The following is a 24,583-nucleotide window of genomic DNA, read 5'->3' on the forward strand; positions in this document are numbered from 1 at the left end:
AAAGCGGCTAGTCGTGGCGCAGAAGGTGGATCAAGCTGGAGGTATCCCAGCGCGAACCGCCGCGCGCCTGGACCTGGGCATAGAACTGGTCAACCAGGGCGGTCACCGGAAGGCGCGCGCCGTTGCGGCCGGCCTCTTCCAGGACAATGCCCAGATCCTTGCGCATCCAATCCACCGCAAAGCCGAAATCATACTTGTCGGCAATCATGGTCGTGGCGCGATTTTCCATCTGCCAGGACTGGGCCGCGCCCTTGCTGATAACCTCTATGACGCGGGCCATGTCCAGTCCCGCGCGCTGCCCGAAATTGATCGCCTCGGACAGGCCCTGGACCAGGCCGGCAATGCAGATCTGGTTGACCATCTTAGCGAGCTGGCCGTTGCCGGCGGCGCCAAGATGGGTGACCGAGCGGCCATAAGCCTGCATCACCGGGGCGGCCCTGGCGAAGGCTTCGTCGCCGCCGCCGACCATAATGGTAAGAACGCCGTTCTCGGCTCCGGCCTGACCACCGGAGACCGGTGCGTCGAGCACACCGATGCCGCGATCCTGACCGATGGCCGCCAGCTCGCGCGCAATATCGGCCGACACCGTGGTGTGGTCCACGAAGACCGCGCCCGCCGCCATGCCGGCAAAAACACCGTCATCACCCAGCACCACGCTGCGCAGATCATCGTCATTGCCAACGCAGGCCATGACGAACTCCGCACCACCAGCCGCCGCCGCCGGCGTCGCGGCGACCGTGCCACCGTGCTCCGCCGCCCACTTCCGGGCCTTGGCGGAAGTCCGGTTATAGACCGTCACATCATGGCCCGCCGCTGCAAGGTGGCCGGCCATGGGATAACCCATGACCCCCATTCCGATGAACGCGACCCTGCGCCGTTCCGCCATATCCCGCCTCCGTGAATTGTCTCTGCCCGACTATAGCCAGCCGCTTGCGCGCGGCTCAATCGGCCGCACCTGAACGGCCCGTCAGGCGAACAGACCCACCAATCGAACCGCCCGATCAATCAAAAAGAACCGCGCGAACGGCGTGCCATGACGGCGCGTCGGGCGCCAGCAGGATGGGCCCCTCACGCAAGGTCGGCCGATAGTCGTCGCCGTCCACCAGACGTCCCTCGCCGCCGGCCTCGGCGTGCAGCAAGACCCCGGCCGCATGATCCCACGGCATAAGACGGCGATAGAGTATGAAATCCATACGGCCGGTCAGCAGGTCGAGATATTCCCGGCCCGCCATGCGCAACGGGCGCAAACCCGGCAGGTCCGCCGCCCGCCGCTCCAGCGCCTTGCGCTCGGCCGGTGGAAAATAACCAAGACCGAGCGAGCCCCGCAAATCGCTCGCTTCGCCACCGGCCGACAGCGTGGCTGGCGCGCCGTTGACCGTGCTCCCCTGTCCGGCCTGGCCCATGGCCAGCTCATCGGCGACCGGGTCATAGATCCAGCCGGCGCGCGTCCGGCCGGCCACCGCGAGCGCGACGATCACCGTGAAGCCGGGCTTGCCTCGCGCGAAGCTGCGGGTGCCGTCCACCGGATCAATAATCCAGGCGGGCGCCGCGTCAGCCAGCCGGTCGAGCAGGCCAGGATTGGCCGCCGTGGCCTCTTCGCCGACCACAACCGAACCGGGCAGAAGAGCGCGCAGATGTTGTTCCAGAAACCGCTCCGACGCCTCATCGGCAATGGTGACGAGGTCGTGTGGGCCGGTTTTCTCCCGTATTTCGTGGGCCGCAAGGCGTTGAAACCGCGGCATGATCTCTTCCGCGGCCACTTGCCGGAGAAGATCGGCCACGCGTTGCGGATCGGGCATCACTGTCACGTCTCTCGTCTCCATTCCTTGGCGCCGGCGGAGCACCGGCTGCCAGCGGCGGGAAGCGTATGTGTCCGGCGGTCAGAGTAGGCCGACCATAGCACGGCCAAAGACCAGCCCTGGCCCAAAGGAAAAGGGCCGCGCCAGGCGCGACCCTTTCCCATTCCTCACGTGCGAGGTGCCTCTTGCGAGGCATCCTCTGGCGAGGACGGTCCGGCAATCAGGCCTACATGCCCATTCCCATACCGCCCATGCCACCCATGCCACCCATACCGCCCATGGCGGCAGCGGCGCCCGCGTCGTCCTTGTCTTCCGGCTTGTCGGCCACCATGGCTTCGGTGGTGATAAGCAGACCGGCGACGGAGGCCGCGTCCTGCAGCGCGATACGCACGACCTTGGTCGGATCAATGATGCCGGCCTTGACCATGTCGCCGAACTTGTCGTTCTGCGCGTCATAGCCGAACGCCGGATCCTTCGATTCGAAGATCTTGCCGACGACGATGGACGGATCGCCACCGGCGTTGGCGACGATCTGCCGGATCGGTGACTGCAACGCGCGGCGTACGATGTCCACACCGACGCGCTGTTCGTCATTGTCGACTTCGAGCTTCGCCAGCACCTTGGAGGCATTCAGCAGGGCGACACCGCCGCCTGTGACAATGCCTTCCTGCACCGCGGCGCGGGTCGCATTCATGGCGTCCTCGACACGGTCCTTGCGCTCTTTGACCTCGATTTCGCTGCCGCCGCCAATACGCAGGATAGCGACACCGCCGGCCAGTTTGGCCAGACGCTCTTGCAGCTTCTCGCGGTCATAGTCGGAGCTGGTCTCTTCGATCTGGGAACGGATCTGATTGCAGCGCCCCTCGATCTCCGACTTCTTGCCAGCGCCGTCAACCACCGTGGTCTCTTCCTTGGTGATGACCATGCGCTTGGCGGTGCCGAGCATCTTGAGGTCGACGCTTTCCAGCTTGATGCCCAGATCCTCGCTGACCACCTGACCACCGGTCAGGATGGCGATGTCTTCGAGCATAGCCTTGCGGCGATCACCAAAGCCCGGCGCCTTGACGGCGGCGACTTTCAGGCCGCCGCGCAGCTTGTTGACCACCAGGGTAGCCAGGGCTTCGCCTTCGACGTCTTCCGCGATGATGACAAGCGGACGGCTGGACTGCACAACCGATTCCAGCAGCGGCAGCATGGACTGCAGATTGCTGAGCTTCTTTTCGTGCAGGAGAATGTATGGATTCTCCATCTCGCACGTCATCTTTTCGGCGTTGGTGATGAAGTACGGCGACAGATAGCCGCGATCAAACTCCATGCCCTCGACCACTTCCAGTTCGGTCTCCAGGCTCTTGGCCTCTTCAACCGTGATGACGCCTTCATTGCCGACCTTGTCCATGGCGCGGGCGATCATCTCGCCGATTTCCCGCTCACCATTGGCCGAGATGGTGCCAACCTGGGCGATCTCTTCGCTGGTGCGAACCTTGCGCGAGCGCTTCTTCACCTCAGCGACAGCGGCCTCGACGGCCTTGTCGATGCCGCGCTTGACGTCCATCGGGTTCATGCCGGCGGCCACGGCCTTGACGCCTTCGCGCACAATGGCCTGGGCCAGAACCGTCGCGGTGGTGGTGCCGTCACCCGCCTGGTCATTGGTCTTGCTGGCGACTTCGCGCACCATCTGGGCGCCCATATTCTCGAACTTGTCAGACAGTTCGATATCCTTGGCCACCGTCACACCGTCTTTGGTGATGCGCGGCGCACCGAACGACTTGTCGAGAACCACATTGCGGCCCTTCGGGCCAAGCGTCACCTTGACCGCGTCGGCAAGGATGTTGACGCCGCGGAGCATTCTGTTCCGCGCGTCGGTCGAAAACTTGATATCTTTGGATGCCATAGTCCTTGCTCCTTAGGCGATCACGCCCATGATGTCGGATTCGCGCATGATCAGCACGTTCTTGCCGTCGATCTTGACCTCGGTGCCCGACCATTTGCCGTAGAGCACCCGATCTCCCTTCTTGACGTCGAGCGGCGTAATCTTGCCGTCTTCCCCGCGAGACCCCGGACCAACGGCGAGAACCTCGCCTTCCATTGGCTTTTCCTGAGCCGTGTCGGGAATGATGATGCCGCCGGCCGTACGCTCTTCGGCCTCGATAGCGCGAATCATCACCCGGTCATGCAGTGGACGAAACTTCATTGACGCTTCCCTTCAATCCTTGGCTGCCGGTGCTGGCGACTCAGGCCGACGACAGGCCGGAAATCCAGCCTCTGCGTACACCTGCCCGCCTGCCGGCGCGCCATTGCCATGGTGATTTAGCACTCACTCTTCGACAGTGCTAACAATCGGCAATATAGGGATTGAAAACCCACTGTCAATACGCCCGAGGCGGCCTTCGCATGGCGTCAACCGTCGCGAGCTTCCAACGTGCCCTTCCAATATGATTCGGCAGGACCTAGGAGGTTTAACCGTTATATATTAATGTTATAGTATTGATTCTTTATGCGTTGACTGAAGTCTGGCCGCATCAGACTGAGCCAGGCTGACCCGCAGCCGCATACCCTGAGCGCCCTCGTCATGACGCGACAGGATACGCCCGCGCCGGTACAGCCAGGCGAGAGTCGCCCCGTCATCATTGGCCAGGCGGATATCCAGCACGCGACGGTCGCCGGCCAAAGCTTCATCAATCACCGCCAGCAAACGGTCCAGCCCGCGGCCTGAAACAGCCGATACCGGAATCGCGCCGTCGCCGGCCGACACCCCCTCCGGCAACAGATCCATCTTGTTGGCCACTTCGATCACCGGCGGCATCTGTGATCCGTCAGCGCCGTCCCCCGCTCCGCCGACGAGATCCTCCAGAACCTGCAGCACGTCGGCCTTCTGCGCCGCGCTTTCGCTATGGGCGATGTCGCGCACATGCAAAAGCAGGTCGGCCGAACGCACTTCCTCCAGGGTCGCCCGGAAAGCAGCGATCAGCTCGGTCGGCAGCCGGGAAATGAACCCAACGGTGTCCGACAGAACGATGGTCCGGCCCGACGGCAGGTCGAGCCGGCGCATGGTCGGGTCGAGGGTGGCAAACAGCATGTCCTTGGCGTCCACATGGGCCTTGGTCAACGCATTGAAGAGCGTCGATTTCCCGGCATTGGTATAGCCAACCAGCGCCACCACCGCGACCTGACCACGCTGACGGGCGCGGCGGTGAAGGCTCCGCGTCCGCACAACGCCGGCAAGGTCACGCTTGATGCGCTCAATGCGTTCATCGATCAGCCGACGGTCGATTTCGAGCTGACTTTCACCGGGCCCGCCAAGGAAGCCGAAGCCGCCGCGCTGGCGCTCCAGATGGGTCCAGGTCCGGACCAGGCGGCTGCGCTGCCAGGTGAGCGCCGCCAGCTCCACCTGCAGGCGCCCTTCATGGGTGCGGGCGCGGTCACCAAAAATCTCCAGAATCAATGCGGTTCGGTCAATCACCTTGACGGCCAGCGCCTGCTCCAGATTGCGCTGCTGCACCGGGCTGATACGGGCATCCATGATGACCAGGGCGATATTCTGGGCGGCGATCTCTTCGGCCAGACGCTCCACCACGCCACGACCAAGGAAGGTGGCCGGGCGCACCTGATCGAGGCGATGGCATTCGGCGCGGACAACCCGGACACCGATGGCCTCGGCCAGACCGACCGCCTCGGCCAGACGGGCCTCCGGCTCGCGGGCCACCACATTCGCGGCCTGGTCATGCCTGGACCTGCCGCGGCCGGCTGAACGCACGACCGGATGCAGGACAAGGGCGCGGACCTCCGACGGTTCGCCGGCGCCAATGGTTCCGGTCAGGTCCGGCTCAGTCAGGTTGCTCGTCTGAATCCTCCCGGTCCCCGTCGAACAACTGAATCGGCACACCCGGCATGACCGTGGAGATGGCGTGCTTGTAGACCAGTTGAGAATGCCCTTCCCGCCGGAGCAGGATCGAGAAATTGTCGAACCATGTGATGACACCCTGCAATTTCACGCCATTCACCAGAAACACCGTCACCGGAGTCTTTGCCTTGCGCACATGATTTAGAAACGTGTCCTGCAGGTTCTGCGACCGATCACTTGCCATTTTTCCCGTCCGCCGGCCCACAGGATGATTTGATCCCGATTGCCCGGCGCCCCCCGTTTGCGCCCGTCGCTATGATGCGACTTCAGGCGTTGACCAAGCTTACCTAGGCCAGACCCACATGGGAAACCAGTTCATGGGTGGCGGTCAGGCGAAGGCGCGGAGGAAAAGCCCCTGTCTGTGCGTTGGAATGGCTGTTTTCCGCCACCAGCACCGGCAGACAGCCGGACCGGTGGGCGCATTCCAGGTCAATGATTGAATCACCGACAAACCAGACATCGCTCCCCGGGGCCATATGGCCCGGCGCAAGGGCCATGAGGACGGGGGCGATGTCCGGCTTGTCGGCGGGCGCATCGCCGGACCCGATCATGGCGCCGAAAAAGTGCTCCCAGCCCAGCTTCGCCACCTCCGCCCGCAAGGTCGCCCCGACCTTGTTGGACACCAGGCACATGTAGATGCCGGCCCCATGCAGGCGGGCCAGCGCCGCCGCCGTACCGGCCAACGGCGTCAGCCGGTCGAGATGGCGCTCCAGGAAAGTCTGCAAGTAGATGCTTCGCGCTTCCTGCCAGCGCTCACCATAGATACGGGGAAAGCGGTCGCGCAGCGATTCGTGGGCCGTCGCCTGGAGTTCCGCAAGCGATACCTCCGGCAGGTCCAGCGCCCTATGAGTCGCGGCATAGGCCTCGTGAATCAGCGGCCATGAGTCGACCAGGGTATTGTCCCAGTCGAAAACGATAGCCCGCGGACGGCCTGGCGCAAACGAGGGCTCCGGCGGTTGGTCTGACACGATGTCAGGCCGCCGGCGCACGATCCATGAAGTCCATATACAGCGAGCGCAACCGCAGCGCGATCGTCCCGGGGCGACCGTTGCCGACCACCGCATCATCGATCTGGACAATAGGCAGCACGTAGTTGGTGGCGCTGGTCAGAAAGGCTTCGCGGGCGCCGCGCGCCTCTTCCAGCGTAAAGCGGCGCTCTTCCACCTCCATGCCATGCGCCCGCGCCACTGCCAGCAGCGAGGCGCGGGTGATGCCGCCCAGAATGTCATGGGTGGTCGGGTGCGTGATCAATCGTCCATCGCGGTCAACAATCCAGGCGTTGGTTGCGGTGCCTTCAGTAACAAAGCCATCCGGCGTCACCTGCCAGGCTTCGACCGCGCCCGCCTCGATGGCCGCCTGTTTACCCAGCACATTCGGCAATAGCGAAATGGACTTGATGTCACGCCGCGACCAGCGAATATCGGGGATGGAGATTACCCTGGCGCCCTCTTCAACAAGCGAGGCTTTCTGCGGCGGAACCCGCTTGGCGGAAACCACAATGGAGGGCGCGACCCCCTTGGGAAACGGATGATCGCGCCGCGCCACGCCGCGCGTCACCTGCATATAGACCATGCCATTGCGAATGCGGTTGCGCCGGACAATCTGCCGCATAACAAACTGCAGTGAGGGGCGAGTCATGGGCTCGGCAATACGCAACTCCGCCAGCGACCGGTCCAGACGATCGAGATGGCCTGCTTCATCCACCATACGGCCGCGCCAAACGGTGACCACCTCATAGACACCATCGGCAAACTGGTAGCCACGATCCTCTATATGAACCGCGGCTTCCGCCTGCGGCACATAGCGCCCGTTGACGAAGGCGATCCGACTCATGCCCCGTGACTCCCGTTTCTAGAAGAAATCCAGGCGGACCGAGAAGACCCGCTCAACCTTCTTGACCGACGCGGCGATGGCAAAGAGCACCACCCGATCATGCACGCGGATGATCGTATCACCGCGCGGGATAATAACATCACCGGCCCGGATCAGGGCCCCGATGATAACGCCGGACGGCAGACGCGCATCGCGCAGAGGCACACCGACCATGCGCGAGGTTTCCAACGCATCGGCTTCGATGATTTCACCCGCGCCGTCGAGAATCGAGTACAGCATCCGGATACGGCCACGCCGGACGTGCTGAAGAATGGTGGAAACGGTCAGGGCCCGCGGACTGACCACCACATCGATTCCCAGTGGCCCCACCAGCGGACCATAGGTGGTCTTGTTAATCAGTGTGATACAGCGCCGCGCGCCGGCCCGCTTTGCCAGGAGCGAACTCAGAATATTCACTTCATCGTCGGCGGTGACGGCAACGATGGTTTCCGCCGCCGAAACCCTTGCCTCTTCCAGAATCTCGGTATCCAGCGCGTCGCCGTGAATCACCATGGTCCGCTCCACCTGGGCGGCGACGCTCACCGCCCGCTCGCGGTCGCGCTCGATAAGGCGGACGGAGGATAACGGGTCGTCACGCTCTATCTGACGCGCCACGCCAAGGCCGATATTGCCGCCGCCGATGATAACGATGCGGTGCGCCTCAGGCTCTTCATGGCCAAAGGCCGCCATGGCGCGGACAATATGGTCGGTGTCGACGACAAAATAGACACCGTCGCCAACCTCCATGTGATCGTCCGCGTGGGGCACAATAACCGTTTCGCTACGCTGAATGGCGACGATCCGGATATTGAGATCGGGAAAGAGTGAGGTGAGCTGGCGCAGCGGCGTCTGCACTATGGGGCAGTCCTCGCTGCACCGCACGCCAACCAGCCGCACCCGATCCTCAGCCAGGGAGACGGTGTCAAATGCCCCCGGCACATGCAGGCGGCGGGCAACGGCGTTGGCCACTTCGGTCTCAGGCGAGATGATGATGTCAATCGGCATATGTTCGCGACTGAACAGGGCCGACCACTCCGGTCGCTGGTAGCTTTGCTCTCGCACCCGGGCGATCTTCATCGGCACATTGAACAGGGAATGAGCGACCTGGCAGGCGATCATGTTGACTTCATCAATCTGCGTCACGGCGATCAGCATGTCGGCATCGCCAGCGCCGGCCTGCTCCAGCACATCGGGGTGGGATGCGTGACCAGTGATTCCCTGAACATCGTGCTGGTCGGTAACCCGGCGCACCAGATCGGCCGACTGGTCGACAACCACCACGTCTATGTTCTCCGACGCCAAACGGGCCGCGATATTGCTGCCAACCACACCGGCGCCACACACGACGACCTTCATTGTCCAGCTCCACGCCAGAGTGCACCGCACACGGTGCAGTCCGTTCGGCAACCTGTCATGACCGGGTCAGCCGACCGTCGATTCGCTGGCAACTTCCGCCTCGCGGCGATGATCGCCCATGGTCAGGCCCAGAGACTTCAGCTTGCGGTGCAGAGCCGAGCGCTCCATGCCAATAAATGTGGCGGTGCGGGAAATATTGCCACTAAACCGGGCCATCTGCGCTTCGAGATATTGCCGTTCAAAGACTTCACGGGCATCACGCAGTGGCAGACCCATCAATTCCCCGCTGCCATTGGCCGACAGAGCCGGCGGCGTGATCGCACCGATTTCCGGCGGCAGCATGTCGGCCGAAATGACATCCTTGCCGCTTTCCGGCGCCATGATCAGCAACCAGTCGATCACGTTGCGAAGCTGACGCACATTTCCTGGCCAGTCATAGGCTTGCAGGGCGGCCATGGCATCCGCGCCGATGGCCCGGCGAGACAGACCGCTGACCGCGGCGGCACGCTCAAGAAAATGCTCAGCCAGGGCCGGAATATCCTCACGTCGCGCCCGCAGCGGCGGAACCGCAATGGGCACAACCGCCAGACGGTAGTAGAGGTCTTCACGGAAGTGACCGGCGGCGATTTCCGCCTCCAGATCGCGATTGCTGGCGGCGATTACCCGGACATCCACCTCCACCCGACTCGATCCACCGACCCGCTGAAACGTCAGGTCCTGCAGAACACGAACGATTTTTCCCTGTGTTTCCAGGGGCATATCAGCCACTTCATCAAGCAGAAGCGTGCCGCCATGGGCCCGCTCAAAGACGCCGACCCGGCGCCCCTCCCCGTTGCCGGCCGCCTCCGTGCCAAACAGTTCCTCTTCCATCCGCTCCGGCGTGATGGTCGCGCAATTGATCGCCACAAAGGGGCCGTGTTCTCGCCGCGACTGGTTGTGAATGAGATGCGCAACCACTTCCTTGCCGGCCCCGGCCGGGCCGGTAATCATGACCCGCGAGCCGGTGGGCGCCACTCTCTTGACGACGCGAACGATGCCGGCCATAGCGGGAGAGTCGCCAATCAGGCTGTCCGTCGGCCCGGCGCGCAGACGCAATTCCGCATTTTCCCGTCGCAATCGCTCTGCCTCTATGGCGCGCTGGGCAACCAGCAGCAGACGATCAGACTTGAACGGCTTTTCGATGAAGTCATAGGCCCCCTTGCGAATGGCGGAGACGGCCATCTCTATTGTGCTGTGGCCGCTGATCATGACCACCGGCAGTTCCGGATACTCCGTCCTTACACGCTCCAGAATCTGCATTCCGTCCAGGCGGCTGCCTTCGAGCCAGACATCCAGAGCCAACAGTGACGGAAGGCGTCGTCCAAGCTCTTCCAGCGCAGAATCGGAATCACGGGCGTCGCGGGTCTCATACCCTTCGTCGGAAAGGATTCCCGCCATCAGCGTCCGGATATCGTCCTCGTCGTCAACGATAAGGATGTCATGAGCCATCATCGTGACTCCGGTCCGCCGTTATGACCCGCGCCGTATGCAGCCGGTCCGTATCCGGGTTGCGCTGATGGAAAATCAAATCGACCACGGCACCCCGGCCGGATGGTCGTCCCCGCAGCATGATCTCACCATCATGATCCTCCATGATCTTCTTAACGATGGCGAGGCCCAGACCTGTTCCCTTATCGCGCCGCGTCACATAGGGCTCGGTCAGGCGATGGGGATCCATGTCCGGCAAACCGCATCCGGTATCGGCAATCGAAACCACAATACCATTCTGTGACGTTGCCAAATCTAATTCAATCCGCCCGTCCGACTCATGACCCAGACCGGAGCGGTCCGTTTCAGCGGAGTCCAGCGCGGCGATTGCGTCCGCGGCATTTTGCAGAACATTGATCAATGCCTGGCCGATCTGCCGTCCGTCACAATAGACCATGATCGGGCCGGCATCGCCAGTGACCACATACTCGATGGACGGGTGGGCCGAGCTTTGCAGAAAGACCGACTGGTCAACCAGCGCCCGCATATCCTCCATGGCCATGGCCGGCGCCGGCATCCGGGCAAAAGAGGAGAACTCATCCACCATGCGACCAATCGCACCAACCTGCCGGACAATGGTGTCGGTGCAAACGACAAAGGTTTCAGGATCATCCGTGATCTGCGGCAGATAGCGCCGCCGCAGTCGTTCCGCCGAAAGCTGGATCGGCGTCAGTGGATTTTTGATCTCGTGGGCAATCCGCCGCGCCACATCGGACCATGCGGCCTTTCGCTGGGCCTGCAGAAGCTCCGTCACATCGTCGAAGGTGACCACAAACCCTTTGATGTCACCGCCTTCGCCGGCGCGCTCTACAGACACGCGGCACAACAGGGTGCGGCTGCGGCCATCCCGGCCAAGGGTGATCTCCGACTCGATCAACCGGTCGGGATAGCGCCTTGCCGAGCGGATCAGCAGCGCCATTTCCGGCACCGCCTCCTCCAGCAACTGGCCGACCATCCGGTCCGGCGGCAGGTCCAGCAATTCCGCCGCCGAGCGATTGGGCAAATTGATCCGCCCCTGGTCGTCGAGGCCAAGAACACCAGCCGAAACGCCAGCCAGAACCGCCTCCGTAAAGCGCCGCCGGATATCAAGCTGGGCATTGGCTTCCAGCACCTCGAGCTGCTGCGACTCGAGCTGGCGGGTCATGCGGTTGAAAGCCCGCGTCAGGCGGCCAAACTCATTGTCGCGTGCGCCCTCGTCCACCCGTGCGGAGAGATCACCGCCCCGCACCCGCTGCGACGCCGAGATCAGGTCACTGACCGGCCGCGCCAGCCGGGTCGCCAGGCTCAGTCCGACGCCGACCGCAGCCAGCAAAAGCATCAGGGCAATGACCACGAAGATCATCGCAAAGGTGATCTGGATGCCTTGCCGGCGATCCTCCATCCGGCGGAACTCGTCAACCGCACTGCGGTTGCGCTGAACATAGGCCAGAACGCCAGGGTCAACGAACCGCGACGCATAGAGGAACAGGTCAACAAACCCGTCCAGTTGCACCAGCGCCCTGACCCGGTCTTCGCGCGCCGGCAGCAGGATGACCTCGCCCTCCCTGGCCCGCTCAATCTGGGCCGGGGACGGCAGGTCTTCGCGGATCAGGAAACCGGAATCCGCGACGATGCGTCCGCTGCTGTCGAAAACCACCGTCTCCGCCAGTCCACGCAGCAGAGCCTGGGTCTGAACCAGTTCGGAAAAGCCGAATGTGGAGCCGGACAGGCGCGGCGCCTGGCGATTGATGTCCGTCGCCATGGCCAGGACTTCCGAAGCTATGACCTGGCGGTGTTCGTTGAGATAGGCTTCCGACACGGTATAGGAATCGGTGACGATGGCGCGCACCCGATCACTGAACCAGTTCTTCATCTCGAAATTGAAGAACAGCCCGGACAGCACCGCCACAAGGATCGCCGGCGCTACGGCCACAAGGCTGAACAGCATCGCCAGGCGAACGTGCAGACGGGCGCCGGCGGCCCCACGGCGGCGTTCCGACCATACGCCGACGATCTGCCATACCACGCTGGTTGCCAGCAGCAGCAGCAAGACCAGATCGAGAACCAGAAGGGCCAGCCCCAGTTCCTGGTCGGGTCGGGTGGTGGCCGCGCCGATCTGGCCGGTTATGGCCAGATAGGTGGCAACGACCGATACCAAAGTGGCGATGGACAAAGCAAAGACAAGCTTCGAGCCAAGGCGATGGCGCAGCCCCCACTGATAAATCCGGCGCATCAATGGTGGCCCGGGTGATACCGGTGTGGATGCGGCCGGATCGGTCGCCGACTGAAGTGAGGTCATGGTCTGACCTGCGGGCGGGCCGTGCCGCCGGCCGAATGGCCGGCGCATGGGCGCGTTATCAGGAGTGCGCTCACTTTAGCCGCCGCACAACCGGTATGTCCAACATGCGAATCTTCTTGCGCAGCGTGTTGCGGTTGAGCCCGAGCAGCTCAGCCGCCTTCAATTGATTGCCGCGGGTCGCCTCCAGACACCGTGCAATGAGCGGACGTTCAACCTCACGCACGATACGATCATAGAGTCCCGCATTCGGCAGCTCGCCGTTATGGGTCTCGAAATAGGCCGCAAGGTGGCGCGAGACTGACGCAGCAAGCCCGCTGGCGGGGCCCTGCTCCACCGTCGCTTCCGACCGCATCCCGGCGGCCGTGCCGTCAGGTCCAGGGTCGAGCGCCTGCGCCACAGCGGCGGCGCTAATGTCACTGGCAGGCTCCAGAGCGGCAAGGCGCAGCACTGTGTTGCGCAACTCCCGCACATTGCCAGGCCAGTCATGGCGCGACAGGCAGGCCAGCGCCGCCGCCCCCATGGTCTTGGGATTGCGCTTGTCGGCCGCTGCCTGGCTCAAAAACAGATGCACCAGGTCCGGTATGTCCTGGCGGCGTTGGCGCAGCGGCGGAATCTGCAAGGGCACTACGTTCAACCGGTAGAACAGATCTTCGCGAAACCGCCCATTGGCAACCGCATGGCGCAGATCACCGGTAGTCGCGGCGATGACCCGCACGTCAGGGGACGCCGGGTGACCGGCGGAGGCGCCGGCTATCTCTCCCAAAAACCGGGCGAGTCTGGCTTGTATTGACGGCGCCGCTTCCGCCACGTCGGGCAGATACAACGTGCCACCACGCGCCTCGGCCACGCGACCCACCCGGCGCCGCGTTGAGAGCCTGGCGCCGCTTACCGGCGAAGGCGACAAGGCCTCGTCCACCTGGCCGTCCGTCATGCCGGCCAGGGGCAAGGCAACGAAAGGGCCCAGACGACGGCGGCTCTGGTCATGCAGCGTCCACGCCACCAGGGACTTGCCGACCCCGGATTCACCACTAAGCAGCACCGTGTGCTCGCCACCCGATAATCGCGCCATGACGCGATACACCTCCTGCATGGCCGGCGAGCGACCAACCAGCCCAGGACCATCCAACGCCACAGGGGGGGCGACCCCGGCGGCGCCCGCATCGCGCGACAGGGCGCGGGCCGCCAGCCTGACAAGGGTATCCAGATCAAAGGGCTTGGCCAGATAATCAAAGGCGCCACGCTGCGCCGCCCGCACCGCGGTCGACAGGGTGCTGCGCGCACTCATGGCGATGACCGGCAACTCCGGCCGGCGGCGGCGCAGGCGCGGAATCAAGTCGAGGCCGTCACCGTCGGGCATCACCACATCAGTGATGACCAGATCGCCCTCGCCGGCGGCAACCCACTGCCACAGAACCGCCGCCGAACCGGTGGCGCGGACGTCATAGCCCTGACCCGAGAGCGCCTCTCCGACAACCGTGCGAACCGCCCGGTCATCATCCGCCAGAAGGATGACATCGCCGGTCACTGTATGGCCCCGTGCCGGGACGCCGCCGACGGTGTGGCCGGCAGAAACATCTCGAACACCGTGTGACGGGGCCGGCTGGTGAACCGGACCTGACCGCCATGGTCATCAACCACCTTGGCAACCAGAGCCAGGCCCAGCCCGCTGCCGCCCGCACGGGCGGAGACAAAAGGCTCAAACAGATGGGACTGCAGATCCGCCGGCACACCGGGCCCATCATCCTCAACCGCTATGCATATGGGCAGAGTGTCGGATCCACCGTCCGGGCGGACCATTCGCACACCGGTCCGAAAGGCCGTGCTCAGCCGAACCCGCCCGCCCGACGCAGGCAGCGCCTCAAGCGCATTCTTCACCAGATTGAGGACGGCCTGGACAAGCTGGTCGCGCCGGCCATGGACCAGCGGCAATGACGGATCGTAGTGGGTTTCCAGGCGCACACCTGGCGCCGCCGTGACTGCCACCAGGCGCAGCACATGATCCAGCACCTCATGGACATTGACCGGCTGGCGCTCGGCAATGGTGTCATCGGTGAACGCCGCCATGCGATCCACCAGCGCCGTCACCCGGTCAACTTCGTCACGAATCAGATGCGCCAGATCCACCTCGTTACCCTGCATCACGCCGCCATCGAGACGCTGTGCCAGCAATTGCGCGGCGCCGCGCATACCAGCCAGAGGGTTACGCACCTCATGGGCCAACAGCTCGAAAAAGCCAGCGACACTGCGTGACGCGCCGCGCCGCAAGGTGTGCCGGTCAAGTTCCCGGCCAAGGCCGGATTCGCGAAGCTGAACCACCAGGACTTCACCGGATGATGGCCCCGCGTTCAGTGGTGTCACGGCCACCGACAGATCATGCGGGCCGGTCCGCGGCGTGTCGAGCGAGAGGTCGTGGCCGGCAACCTGACCGCCGCTGCGCGCCGCCTGGGTGATGATGGCCGTAATCGGCGAGTCCGCCGGAATGAAATCAGCCAAAGGAGCGCTGTTCAGACTGCTCCGGCCGGCGGAAAACAGCTCTTGCGCCGCCGCGTTCGCATAGCGGATGCGCTGCCCGGAATCGACCACCAGAACGGCATCGGCCAGCGCATCCAGCAAGGCATCGTGGCGGACCAGTCCACCATCGTCCGTTCTGGCGGCGCCATGCACCGCGGTGTCAGGCGGCGTGACGCTCAACAAGCGGGACATAGAAGGCCTCAAGGAGGGCACGCGCCCGGTCCGGGTCCGGCTCATGATTGATGGCGGCACGAAACTCCGCCGCACCGGCCAGGCCACGGCTGTACCAGCCAAGATGCTTGCGTGCGATGCGGACGCCCGCGTCGCGGCCATAGTGCGTCAGCATGGCATCGAAATGTTCCAGCACCATGGCAAACTGCTGGTCAATCGGCGGATCATCCGGCATAACGCCAGAGCGCAGGAAAGCGGCGATCTGGCCAACGAACCAGGGCCGGCCGTAGGCGCCGCGGCCGATCATGAGTCCATCGGCACCGGACAGGTCCAGGGCCTGGCGGGCGGCTTGCGGCGTGGTGATGTCGCCATTGGCGATCACCGGCAAGGACACCGACTCCTTGACGTGGCGGATGAAGGCCCAGTCCGCATCGCCCTTATAGAACTGACAGCGGGTGCGGCCATGGACGCTAATCATGCGGATGCCGGAGTCTTCGGCGATGCGCGCCATGACCGGGGCATTGCGCGTTTGATCGTCCCAACCAAGCCGCATCTTGAGGGTAACCGGCACAGAGACCGCGCGGACCACCGCATGCAGGATGCGCGCGGCCAGTCCTTCCTCGCGCATCAGAGCCGAACCGGCATAGCCGTTGACCACTTTCTTGGCCGGGCAGCCGAAATTGATGTCGATAAGGCGTGCGCCACGATCCTCATTGAGCCGCGCGGCATCGGCCATGACCTCAGGCTCATTGCCGGCAATCTGGACAGCCACAGGCTCTTCGTCCGCAGCCCGCGCCGCCATGAGCATGGACTTGCGCGATTCACGGATCAGCGCCTGGCTGGCGATCATTTCCGACATCACCAGCGCGGCACCGCAGCGCCGCGCCAGACGGCGGAACGGCTGGTCGCTGACCCCCGACATGGGAGCCAGCAGCACATTGTGCTCCAGGCTGAGGGGGCCGATCTGAATGCTCATTTTCGCAGCAGACTGCAGTGGCTGATTAAAACGCAGGCAAACTAATCCCTGGCGCTTTGATTCGCAACGAATCCGGCGCTCGGCGCGGCGGCGCTGGCAATTGGAGTGGCCGCCCGCCCCGACTACCCTTCGCCCAGGCCCATAGGACCACACGGACCGGACACCGCCATGCCCCGCTATGCCGCCCTCATTGTCGCCGCCGGGCACGGTGCCCGCTTTGGCAGCGCCAGGCCGAAGGTCTATGCGGACCTTGCCGGGCGTCCGGTCCTGGCCCGCGCCATGGCGCCGTTCCTGACTGACACCGCCATCACCACCGTGCAGGCCGTGATACGGGCGGCCGACAGCGGAGACTATGCCGCGGTTGCAAAAGCCTGTGGCCACCCGGCAAAGCTTCGGCCGCCGGTGATCGGCGGGGCGACCCGCGCCCGGTCGGTACGCCTTGGGCTGCAGGCCCTGGCCAGCCTGCCGGACGGTCCGCCGGACGTGGTTCTGATTCATGATGGGGCGCGACCACAGGTGACGGCGGAGGTCATCGGCCGGGTCGTCAGCGCGCTGGACGATGCGACGCTGCATGGAGCGGTACCGGCCCTACCGATCACCGACACCATCAAACGAGCGGTCGGCGCGGGCGGCGGCGGACAGGATGCGGCGGCTTCGCGGATTGGCGCCACCGTACCGCGCGACGGGCTGTGGCGGGCCCAGACGCCGCAGGGATTTCGCTTTGCCGCCCTTGTAGAGGCCTATGATCGCCTCGATACGCAAGAGGCGGGCGGCCATGAGGCGACGGACGACGCGGCGGTGGCCGAGGCGGCCGGTCTGGCTGTGCGGCTGGTGGCCGGCGAACCGGACAATATCAAGATCACCGTAGCGGACGACCTGATCCGCGTTCGGCAGAGCCTGGCCGCCGGCGGCGACAGCCGCATCGGCCAGGGCCTGGACGTTCACCGGTTCGGCCCGGCGGTGGAGGGCGGCACCCGGATCTGGCTGTGTGGGGTGGCCCTGCCCCACGACCGGCCGCTGATCGGCCATTCCGATGCCGATGCCGGCTTGCACGCCCTGACCGACGCGGTTCTTGGCGCCATCGGTGCCGGCGATATCGGCCAGCATTTTCCGCCGACCGATGGCCGCTGGCGGGGCGCCAGTTCCGACCAGTTCCTCGCCTACGCCGCAGGCCTGGTGCGACAAGGCGGCGGCACCATCATCAATCTGGATGTCACGCTGGTCTGCGAATCGCCACGCATTGCGCCCCACCGCGTAGTCATGGCCGACCGCATCGCGGCCATTGCCGGCGTCGCGGCGAGCCGGGTGAGCGTCAAGGCAACAACCACGGAAGGGCTTGGCTTTGCCGGCCGCGGCGAAGGCGTGCTGGCCCAGGCGGTGGCCATGATACGCTGGCCTATATGAGCACCGCTGCGTTTCGCGCGCGCCGCAAGGCACCACCGCCGCCGCCATTGGCGCGCCCCCTGCACCGTCTGCACCCAGCCATCCTGCTGGCGACGGTCTTCGGCCTCGGCCGCCTGCCGGTGACACCGGCTACATGGACGTCGGCCGCAGCCCTGCTGCCCGGCTGGTGGCTGGCCCACGCCGGCTTCATGTGGCTGGCCCTGGCCACGGCGGTCGCCATTATCGCCGGCAGTTGGGCAGCCCAACTCTATGCCCGCAACAGCCAGGACCCCGATCCCAGCCCGGTGGTCATTGACGAGGTGGCCGGGCAGTGGCTGACCCTGTTGCCCGTCACCGGCGCCGTAGCGGCGGAACCGCGTCTGCTGGTCGCCGCCCTTCTCGTCTTTCGGTTGTTCGACATCACCAAGCCATGGCCCGGCCGTTGGTTTGAACGCACCCAGAGCGGCTGGAAAGGCATCATGCTGGACGATGTGGCGGCCGGCGTTTACGGCGCGGCGGTGATGGCCGCGCTGGTCTGGCTTCTCGGCCGGTTCTGAGCGGCGGCCATGTTCAACCGAGAGATCATCTCTCTGGCGGAACAGGTGGTCGCCGAATGCCGCCGCCGGAAGGTCATGGTCTGCACCGTGGAGTCCTGCACGGGCGGCCTTGTCGCCGGCGCGCTGAGCGAAGTGGCCGGCGCCTCCCATGCCCTTGAACGCGGCTTCGTCACATACACCAACGGTGCGAAGAGCGAGCTGGTCGGTGTGCCACCCGATCTGATTCACCACCATGGCGCGGTAAGCGAGGCGGTGGCGCGGGCCATGGCGGAGGGCGGGCTCAGCCACTCCGCCGCCGCAGTCGCCGTGGCCGTGACGGGTATTGCCGGGCCTGACGGCGGCAGCGCCACCAAGCCGGTTGGTCTGGTCCACTTCGCCACGGCAGTGCGCGACGGCGCCGTGCGCCATAGTCAGCAGATCTTCGCCGGTGATCGCACGGCGGTGCGCCAGGCCAGCGTTGCGATGGCTCTCGGTCTGCTGCTGGCCGCTCTGCGAGGGGACTAGCGATCCCCGGCTGGCCCGGGCACAACGGCGGCGTGTCCATAGATATCCGCCGCCCTTGTCTCAAACGCGCCAACCATGCGGGTCACCGCCTCGCCGAACAGCACATGCATAGCCGCTTCCAGCAGGCGTGAGCGGAAGCTGAAATCAACCAGGAAATCGACGATGCAGCCGGGCGCCAGAGCGCCACCGGTCTCTGGCAGCGGTGCGCCGGCACTATCCGCCGGCAGAAATAACCAGCGGTTGGTCAGTTGCTTCAACGGCCCGCGCTCATAGTCCACGTCTATGCGCATGTTGGGGCGATCAAGCCGGACACGCGAGGTGAAGGTCTCGCGAAAGACCCGAAAACCGATGATCAAATCGGCCAGAACAAGGCGGTCGCTGCGCTCGAGGATGCGAGCGCCACGGCACCAGGGCAGAAACTCCGGGTAGCGCTCTATGTCGGCGACCAGGTCGAACATGCGGTCGGGGGCGTAGGGCAGAAACCGCTGTTCCTCGTGACGATGCATCGGAACGGCGTCAGCCAGCGGCGGCGTATGCCGCCTGGCGCGCCGCCTGCATCCGTGAGAAGTCGTCACCTGCGTGGTAGGACGAACGTGTCATAGGCGAAGCCGAGACCATGAGAAAACCCTTGCCGCGGGCCATGCGCGCATAGTCGGCGAACTCCTCCGGCGTGACATAGCGATCCACCGGCGCATGCGCCGGCGTCGGCTGGAGATACTGGCCGATGGTGAGGAAGTCGACCTCCGCAGAGCGCAGATCGTCCATCACCTGGTAAACTTCTTCGCGGCTTTCCCCGAGCCCCACCATGATGCCGGACTTGGTGAAGATGCCGGGCGCCAGGCGACGGGCACGGTCCAGCAGATTGAGGCTGTGATAATAGCGCGCACCGGGCCGGATGGTCGGATAGAGACGCGGCACGGTCTCCAGATTGTGGTTGAACACGTGGGGCCCGGCCTCAACCACCACCTCAAGCGCGCCATCCTTACGCAGAAAGTCAGGCGTCAGAACTTCGATGGTGGTGGCTGGTGCGGCCTGACGAATGCGACGGATCACGGCGGCAAACTGACCGGCCCCGCCATCATCCAGATCGTCGCGATCAACGCTGGTGATCACCACATGATTGAGGCCCAGTTCGCCAACCGCGCTGGCCACGTGCTCCGGCTCCAGGGGGTCAACCGGATTGGGCCGCCCGGTCTTGATATTGCAGAAGGCACAGGCCCGCGTGCAGGTATCGCCCAGGATCATCACCGTGGCGTGGCCCAGCGACCAGCACTCGCCGATATTGGGACAGGCCGCCTCTTCGCACACGGTATTGAGAGACAGCCGACGCATCAGGGCGCGGGTCTGCTGATAGCCGGCAGAGGTCGGCGCCCTGGCCCGAATCCAGGCGGGCTTAGGTGGCCGCCGCGAGGTTAAGGTGCTGTCCGACATCATCGCCCCGGATGTGGCCTAGATATGGAGCGCCCGGTCAAACGCATCCAGCACCGCCTCGTGCATGGACTCGCTGACCGTCGGATGGGGGAAAATGGTGCGGATCAACTCCGCTTCGGTGGTCTCCAGAGTGCGGGCAATGGCATAGCCCTGGATCATCTCCGTCACTTCCGGCCCCACCATGTGTGCGCCCAACAGGGCGCCGGTGGCGCCATCAAAGACGGTCTTTACGAAGCCTTCCTCGTCACCCAGCGCAATGGCCTTGCCATTGGCCTGCAGCGGAAAGCGACCGACGCGCACGTCGTGGCCCGCTTCCGTCGCCGCCGCCTCGGTCAGGCCGACGCTGGCCACCTGCGGCCGGCAATAGGTGCAACCCGGCACGTCGCCCGGACTCAGCGGGTGAAGCCCCTCCACCCCGGCGATCCGCTCGACGCACAATACGCCCTCATGCATGGCCTTGTGGGCCAGCCAGGGCGGCCCCACAAGATCGCCAATGGCGGATATGTCAGGCTCAGCGGTGCGCAGCCACTCATCAACCACCACATGGCCCCTTTCGACCTGCACGGCCGTGCCCTCCAGGCCTAGCTCCTCCACATTGCCGGTAATGCCGATGGACAACAGCGCGCGCTCAACCGTCAGTTCGCGGGAGTCGCCATCCTGCTCGATTGTCGCCGTCACGCCTGAGCCGGCGGTGTTCAGATGGGCGACGGAGGCGCCGGTGATGATCTCCACGCCGCGCCGCGCAAAGCTCTTGGCGACCAGGGCTGAGACCTCCGGGTCTTCTACCGGCAGCACCCGATCAAGTACTTCTACAACATGAACGTCGACACCTAAATCATTGTAGAAACTTGCAAACTCCATGCCGATTGCCCCGGAGCCAATGACCAGCAATGAGCGCGGCAGCGCCTCCGGCACCATCGCCTCACGATAGGACCAGACCTTGTCGCCGTCTGTTTGCAGGTCCGGCAACTGGCGGGCCCGGGCGCCGGTGGCGAGGATGATATGGCCGGCCTGCAGGGTCATATCGCCGCCGTCAGCCAGCGTCACGCGCACCCGGCCCGGCCCGTCGAGACGGCCGTGGCCGGAGACCACCTCAATCTTGTTCTTTTTCATCAGGAAGGCGACGCCCTTGCTGAGGCGGGCGGCCACCTCACGGCTGCGGGCGACCAGCCTGGCCAGGTCGATTTTCACCTCGCCAACCGAAATGCCGAAGGAATCCAGTGCCCCCACCTGGTGGCGCAGCTCTGCCGCCCGCAACAGTGCCTTGGTGGGGATGCACCCCCAATTGAGGCAGATACCACCGAGCGCCTCGGCCTCCACCACAGCGGTGCTGAGACCAAGCTGTGCGGCGCGCACGGCCGCCACATAACCGCCGGGACCGCCGCCGATCACCACGACATCGTAAGTCCGGGCCTGATCGCGATCGCCGGCCATTACAACAGCATGGTCAGAGGGTTTTCGATCAACGCCCGGAAGGCGGCGAGGAACTGCGCGCCGATGACGCCGTCCATGGCGCGATGATCCACCGACAAGGTGCAGGTCATGACGGTGGCTACGGCGAGCGCGCCATCGCGCACCACCGGTCGCGGCTCGCCCGCGCCAACCGCAAGGATCGCACCCTGTGGCGGGTTGATGACCGCATTGAACTGGCGAACGCCATACATGCCCAGATTCGACACGCTGAACGTACCGCCCTGATACTCTTCCGGCGCCAGTTTGCCGTCGCGCGCCTTCTTTGCCAGGGTCCGCACTTCGCGGGAAATCTCGCCCAGGCCGCGACTTTCGACACCGCGCACTACCGGCGTCACCAACCCGCCCTCGACCGCCACCGCAACGCTGATATCGGCACGCTGGAAGCGGAGCAAAGCATCAGGGGTCCACATGGCATTCGCTTCCGGCACCTGCTTCAGGGCCAGGCCCGCCGCGCGGATGACGAAATCATTGACCGACAAGGGAGTCGCCTCACGGCCGGCTTCCTTGTCGGCTTTCGCCTTGTCATTGAGCTCCTTGCGGATGGCCAGCAGCCGGTCAATCTGGCAATCCACCGTCAGCTCGAAATGGGGCGCAGTCTGTTTCGACAGACTCATCCGCTCGGCGATGACGCGCCGCATGGCGGTATGACGCAGCGCCTCATGGGGCGGCAGCAGGTCGAAGTCGGGCGTGACCGCCATGGCACTCGCCGGGCCGCCGGCCAACCGGCCGGCGCCGGGAGACCGGCCAGCGCCGGACTGCAGCGCCGCCTCGATATCGGCCTTGACGATGCGGCCGCGCGGACCGGAGCCGGACAGGGCGTTCAGATCAAGACTCTCCTGCTCCGCCATGCGACGGGCCAGTGGCGAGGCGAAGACCCGTTGGCGGCCGTTGCCAGCCGCGCCCGTGGCATCTGCCCTGCCCGTGTCGTCCGTTTTACCCGCCCGCTCGGCGCCGGCCGGCGTCTTGCCGGGACCGGAGGCCTTTTTGCCCTCCTCTCCGGCGTCTTCACCCTGCGGTTTCGCCTCACCACGCCCGGACGATGTCTTGCCAGAGCCGGCGGCCGCGACGGCGGCTTTTTCGGCCGCCGCATCGTCCACGGCCGCATCGTCGTCGCCGGACTCGCTAAGGACGGCAATTACCTGATTGACCGGAATACCCTCGCTGCCCTCCTCCACCAGTATGCGGGCCAGGGTTCCGTCATCTGCGACTTCCAGTTCCATGGTCGCCTTGTCAGTCTCAATTTCGGCGATGACATCGCCTGAGACCACGGAATCGCCGGTTTTCTTCAGCCAGCGGGCAAGAGTGCCTTCGGTCATGGTCGGCGACAAAGCGGGCATCAGGATGCGGACCGCCATGGTTCAGTCCTTATCCAGGTAGAGAACCGAACGGACCGCCTGCACCACGGAGCCGGCCTGCGGCAGTGCCAGTGCCTCCAGATTGGCGGCATAGGGCATAGGCACATCGGCGCCCGTGACACGGACCACCGGCGCATCCAGCCAGTCGAAGGCCTGCTCCATGACCAGCGCGGCGATCTCGGCACCGATGCCGGCGGTGGGCCAGCCTTCCTCCACCGTCACAATGCGGTTGGTGCGACGCAAAGAGGCCATGATCGCGCCGTGATCCATGGGGCGAATGGAGCGCAGATCAATCACATCGGCCTCTATACCGTCCGCCGCCAGTGTATCGGCCGCCTCCAGCGCCACCGACACCATGCGCGAGAAGGCAACGATGGTGACATCACTGCCTTTACGGGCAAGCCGCGCCTTGCCGATCGGGACGACAAATTCGTCGCTGTCAGGCACCTCACCCTTCATGCCGTAGAGCAGCTCGTTTTCCAGAACAATGACCGGGTTCGGATCGCGGATCGCCGATTTGAGGAGCCCCTTGGCATCGGCGGGAGTGGCCGGCGCCACCACCTTCAGCCCCGGGCAATGAGCGTACCAACTGGCATAGCATTGCGAGTGCTGGGCGCCGACGCGCGAGGCCGCGCCGTTGGGCCCGCGAAAGACGATGGGCGCGCCCATCTGGCCGCCGGACATGTACAGGGTCTTGGCGGCCGAATTGATGATCTGATCAATCGCCTGCATGGCGAAGTTGAAGGTCATAAACTCCACAATGGGCTTGAGCCCGGCAAAGGCCGCGCCTACACCAAGGCCCGCGAAGCCATGTTCGGTAATCGGCGTATCCACAACCCGCTTGTCGCCAAACTCTTCCAGCAGGCCCTGGCTCACCTTGTAGGCGCCCTGATACTCGGCAACTTCCTCGCCCATCAGGAAGACATCCCCGTCGCTACGCATTTCCTCGGCCATAGCGTCACGCAACGCCTCACGCATGGTGATTTCGCTGGTCGCGCCGTCAAAGGCGTCTTCGGTCGAAGCCTCCCGGCTCTGTGGCTGGTCCTTGTCTGAATCTGACGACTTTTTTGCGCCGCGCGAGTGGGACGCCGGCGATTTTCCGTTTGCGGACTCGCCATCGGCATCCCTGTCGCCAGAATCCTGTTCCGCCGCCGTCCGGGACTTGGGCTTCGCGCGGCTGGCCTGGCCCGACGATCCGGCAGGCGCCTTCTTCGCATCCGCTGCGTCAAGAACCGAAGGGTCTTCACCATCCTCCAGGATCATGGCAATCGGTGCATTGACCGCCACATTCTCCGTGCCTTCACCCACCAGAATCCGGCCCAGAACGCCATCATCTGCAGCTTCAAGCTCCATGGTCGCCTTGTCGGTCTCGATCTCGGCCAGAACGTCGCCGGACGTGACGCTGTCGCCTTCCTTCTTCAACCAGCGGGCTAGCGTACCCTCGGTCATGGTCGGCGACAAAGCGGGCATAGTCACGGTGACCGGCATG

Annotated in this window: 22 protein-coding genes; 3 read left to right on the forward strand and 19 right to left on the reverse strand. The window is 64.7% G+C overall.

Annotation, left to right across the window (positions count from 1 at the left end):
* Positions 1–7: 7 nt before the first annotated feature.
* From RIE31_10490 to dusB, 14 genes are all read right to left on the reverse strand, one after another.
* Positions 8–886, reverse strand: coding sequence for an NAD(P)-dependent oxidoreductase (locus tag RIE31_10490; GenBank protein ID MEQ8641012.1), 879 nt, complete (start codon positions 884–886; stop codon positions 8–10).
* A gap of 115 nt (positions 887–1,001) precedes the next feature.
* The gene (locus RIE31_10495) at positions 1,002–1,799 is read right to left on the reverse strand and encodes an inositol monophosphatase family protein (protein MEQ8641013.1); all 798 of its coding nucleotides are present in this window, start codon (positions 1,797–1,799) and stop codon (positions 1,002–1,004) included.
* A gap of 226 nt (positions 1,800–2,025) precedes the next feature.
* Positions 2,026–3,690 carry a chaperonin GroEL gene (groL, locus tag RIE31_10500; protein ID MEQ8641014.1) on the reverse strand — a complete coding sequence of 555 codons (1,665 nt, stop codon included), beginning with the start codon at positions 3,688–3,690 and terminating at the stop codon, positions 2,026–2,028.
* A 12-nt stretch (positions 3,691–3,702) separates the two neighbouring features.
* On the reverse strand, positions 3,703–3,990 hold the full coding sequence (locus RIE31_10505; GenBank protein ID MEQ8641015.1) for a co-chaperone GroES: 288 nt from the start codon (positions 3,988–3,990) through the stop codon (positions 3,703–3,705).
* A gap of 285 nt (positions 3,991–4,275) precedes the next feature.
* Complete coding sequence (hflX, locus tag RIE31_10510) at positions 4,276–5,502, reverse strand: GTPase HflX (GenBank protein MEQ8641016.1); 1,227 nt, start codon at positions 5,500–5,502, stop codon at positions 4,276–4,278.
* A gap of 121 nt (positions 5,503–5,623) precedes the next feature.
* The gene (hfq, locus tag RIE31_10515; GenBank protein MEQ8641017.1) at positions 5,624–5,884 is read right to left on the reverse strand and encodes an RNA chaperone Hfq; all 261 of its coding nucleotides are present in this window, start codon (positions 5,882–5,884) and stop codon (positions 5,624–5,626) included.
* 103 nt (positions 5,885–5,987) lie between these two features.
* On the reverse strand, positions 5,988–6,668 hold the full coding sequence (locus tag RIE31_10520; GenBank protein ID MEQ8641018.1) for an HAD family hydrolase: 681 nt from the start codon (positions 6,666–6,668) through the stop codon (positions 5,988–5,990).
* Positions 6,669–6,672: 4 nt separating this feature from the next.
* Complete coding sequence (locus tag RIE31_10525) at positions 6,673–7,533, reverse strand: D-amino-acid transaminase (protein MEQ8641019.1); 861 nt, start codon at positions 7,531–7,533, stop codon at positions 6,673–6,675.
* Between the two features lie 18 nt (positions 7,534–7,551).
* Complete coding sequence (gene trkA / locus RIE31_10530) at positions 7,552–8,928, reverse strand: Trk system potassium transporter TrkA (GenBank protein ID MEQ8641020.1); 1,377 nt, start codon at positions 8,926–8,928, stop codon at positions 7,552–7,554.
* A 66-nt stretch (positions 8,929–8,994) separates the two neighbouring features.
* Positions 8,995–10,416, reverse strand: a complete 1,422-nt coding sequence (locus RIE31_10535; GenBank protein ID MEQ8641021.1) for a sigma-54 dependent transcriptional regulator — start codon at positions 10,414–10,416, stop codon at positions 8,995–8,997.
* Positions 10,406–12,733, reverse strand: a complete 2,328-nt coding sequence (locus RIE31_10540) for a PAS domain-containing sensor histidine kinase (GenBank protein MEQ8641022.1) — start codon at positions 12,731–12,733, stop codon at positions 10,406–10,408. The genes RIE31_10535 and RIE31_10540 overlap by 11 nt, the downstream gene beginning before the upstream one ends.
* A gap of 70 nt (positions 12,734–12,803) precedes the next feature.
* On the reverse strand, positions 12,804–14,258 hold the full coding sequence (locus RIE31_10545) for a sigma-54 dependent transcriptional regulator (protein MEQ8641023.1): 1,455 nt from the start codon (positions 14,256–14,258) through the stop codon (positions 12,804–12,806).
* Entirely contained in the window at positions 14,255–15,436 is a 1,182-nt protein-coding gene (locus tag RIE31_10550; GenBank protein ID MEQ8641024.1) for an ATP-binding protein, read from the reverse strand. Before RIE31_10550 ends, RIE31_10545 begins: the two co-directional genes overlap by 4 nt.
* Positions 15,405–16,391 (reverse strand): tRNA dihydrouridine synthase DusB, encoded by a 987-nt coding sequence (dusB, locus tag RIE31_10555; protein ID MEQ8641025.1) that lies wholly within the window; start codon positions 16,389–16,391, stop codon positions 15,405–15,407. Before dusB ends, RIE31_10550 begins: the two co-directional genes overlap by 32 nt.
* Positions 16,392–16,559: 168 nt before the next feature.
* On the opposite strand from dusB, the gene ispD reads away from it, so the two are divergent.
* From ispD to RIE31_10570, 3 genes are read left to right on the forward strand one after another with little or no spacing between them, the layout of a single operon-like run.
* Positions 16,560–17,795, forward strand: a complete 1,236-nt coding sequence (gene ispD / locus RIE31_10560) for a 2-C-methyl-D-erythritol 4-phosphate cytidylyltransferase (protein ID MEQ8641026.1) — start codon at positions 16,560–16,562, stop codon at positions 17,793–17,795.
* Positions 17,792–18,331 carry a phosphatidylglycerophosphatase A gene (locus RIE31_10565; protein MEQ8641027.1) on the forward strand — a complete coding sequence of 180 codons (540 nt, stop codon included), beginning with the start codon at positions 17,792–17,794 and terminating at the stop codon, positions 18,329–18,331. Before ispD ends, RIE31_10565 begins: the two co-directional genes overlap by 4 nt.
* 9 nt (positions 18,332–18,340) lie before the next feature.
* Complete coding sequence (locus tag RIE31_10570; GenBank protein ID MEQ8641028.1) at positions 18,341–18,835, forward strand: CinA family protein; 495 nt, start codon at positions 18,341–18,343, stop codon at positions 18,833–18,835.
* On the opposite strand, the gene RIE31_10575 is transcribed toward RIE31_10570, so the two are convergent.
* Genes RIE31_10575 through RIE31_10595 form a run of 5 tightly spaced genes read right to left on the reverse strand, consistent with a single transcriptional unit; the run spans position 18,832 to position 24,582 of the window.
* A complete protein-coding gene (locus RIE31_10575) occupies positions 18,832–19,341 on the reverse strand; it encodes a type II toxin-antitoxin system RatA family toxin (GenBank protein MEQ8641029.1) in 510 nt (169 codons plus the stop codon). The genes RIE31_10570 and RIE31_10575 overlap by 4 nt on opposite strands.
* 10 nt (positions 19,342–19,351) lie before the next feature.
* Entirely contained in the window at positions 19,352–20,266 is a 915-nt protein-coding gene (lipA, locus tag RIE31_10580; GenBank protein MEQ8641030.1) for a lipoyl synthase, read from the reverse strand.
* An 18-nt stretch (positions 20,267–20,284) separates the two neighbouring features.
* On the reverse strand, positions 20,285–21,700 hold the full coding sequence (gene lpdA, locus RIE31_10585) for a dihydrolipoyl dehydrogenase (protein MEQ8641031.1): 1,416 nt from the start codon (positions 21,698–21,700) through the stop codon (positions 20,285–20,287).
* On the reverse strand, positions 21,700–23,094 hold the full coding sequence (locus RIE31_10590) for a pyruvate dehydrogenase complex dihydrolipoamide acetyltransferase (GenBank protein MEQ8641032.1): 1,395 nt from the start codon (positions 23,092–23,094) through the stop codon (positions 21,700–21,702). The genes lpdA and RIE31_10590 overlap by 1 nt, the downstream gene beginning before the upstream one ends.
* A gap of 3 nt (positions 23,095–23,097) precedes the next feature.
* The gene (locus tag RIE31_10595; GenBank protein ID MEQ8641033.1) at positions 23,098–24,582 is read right to left on the reverse strand and encodes a pyruvate dehydrogenase complex E1 component subunit beta; all 1,485 of its coding nucleotides are present in this window, start codon (positions 24,580–24,582) and stop codon (positions 23,098–23,100) included.
* Between the last annotated feature and the right edge of the window lies 1 nt (position 24,583).

It is taken from the genome of Alphaproteobacteria bacterium, from assembly GCA_040218575.1.
Lineage (GTDB): Bacteria > Pseudomonadota > Alphaproteobacteria > JAVJRE01 > JAVJRE01 > JAVJRE01.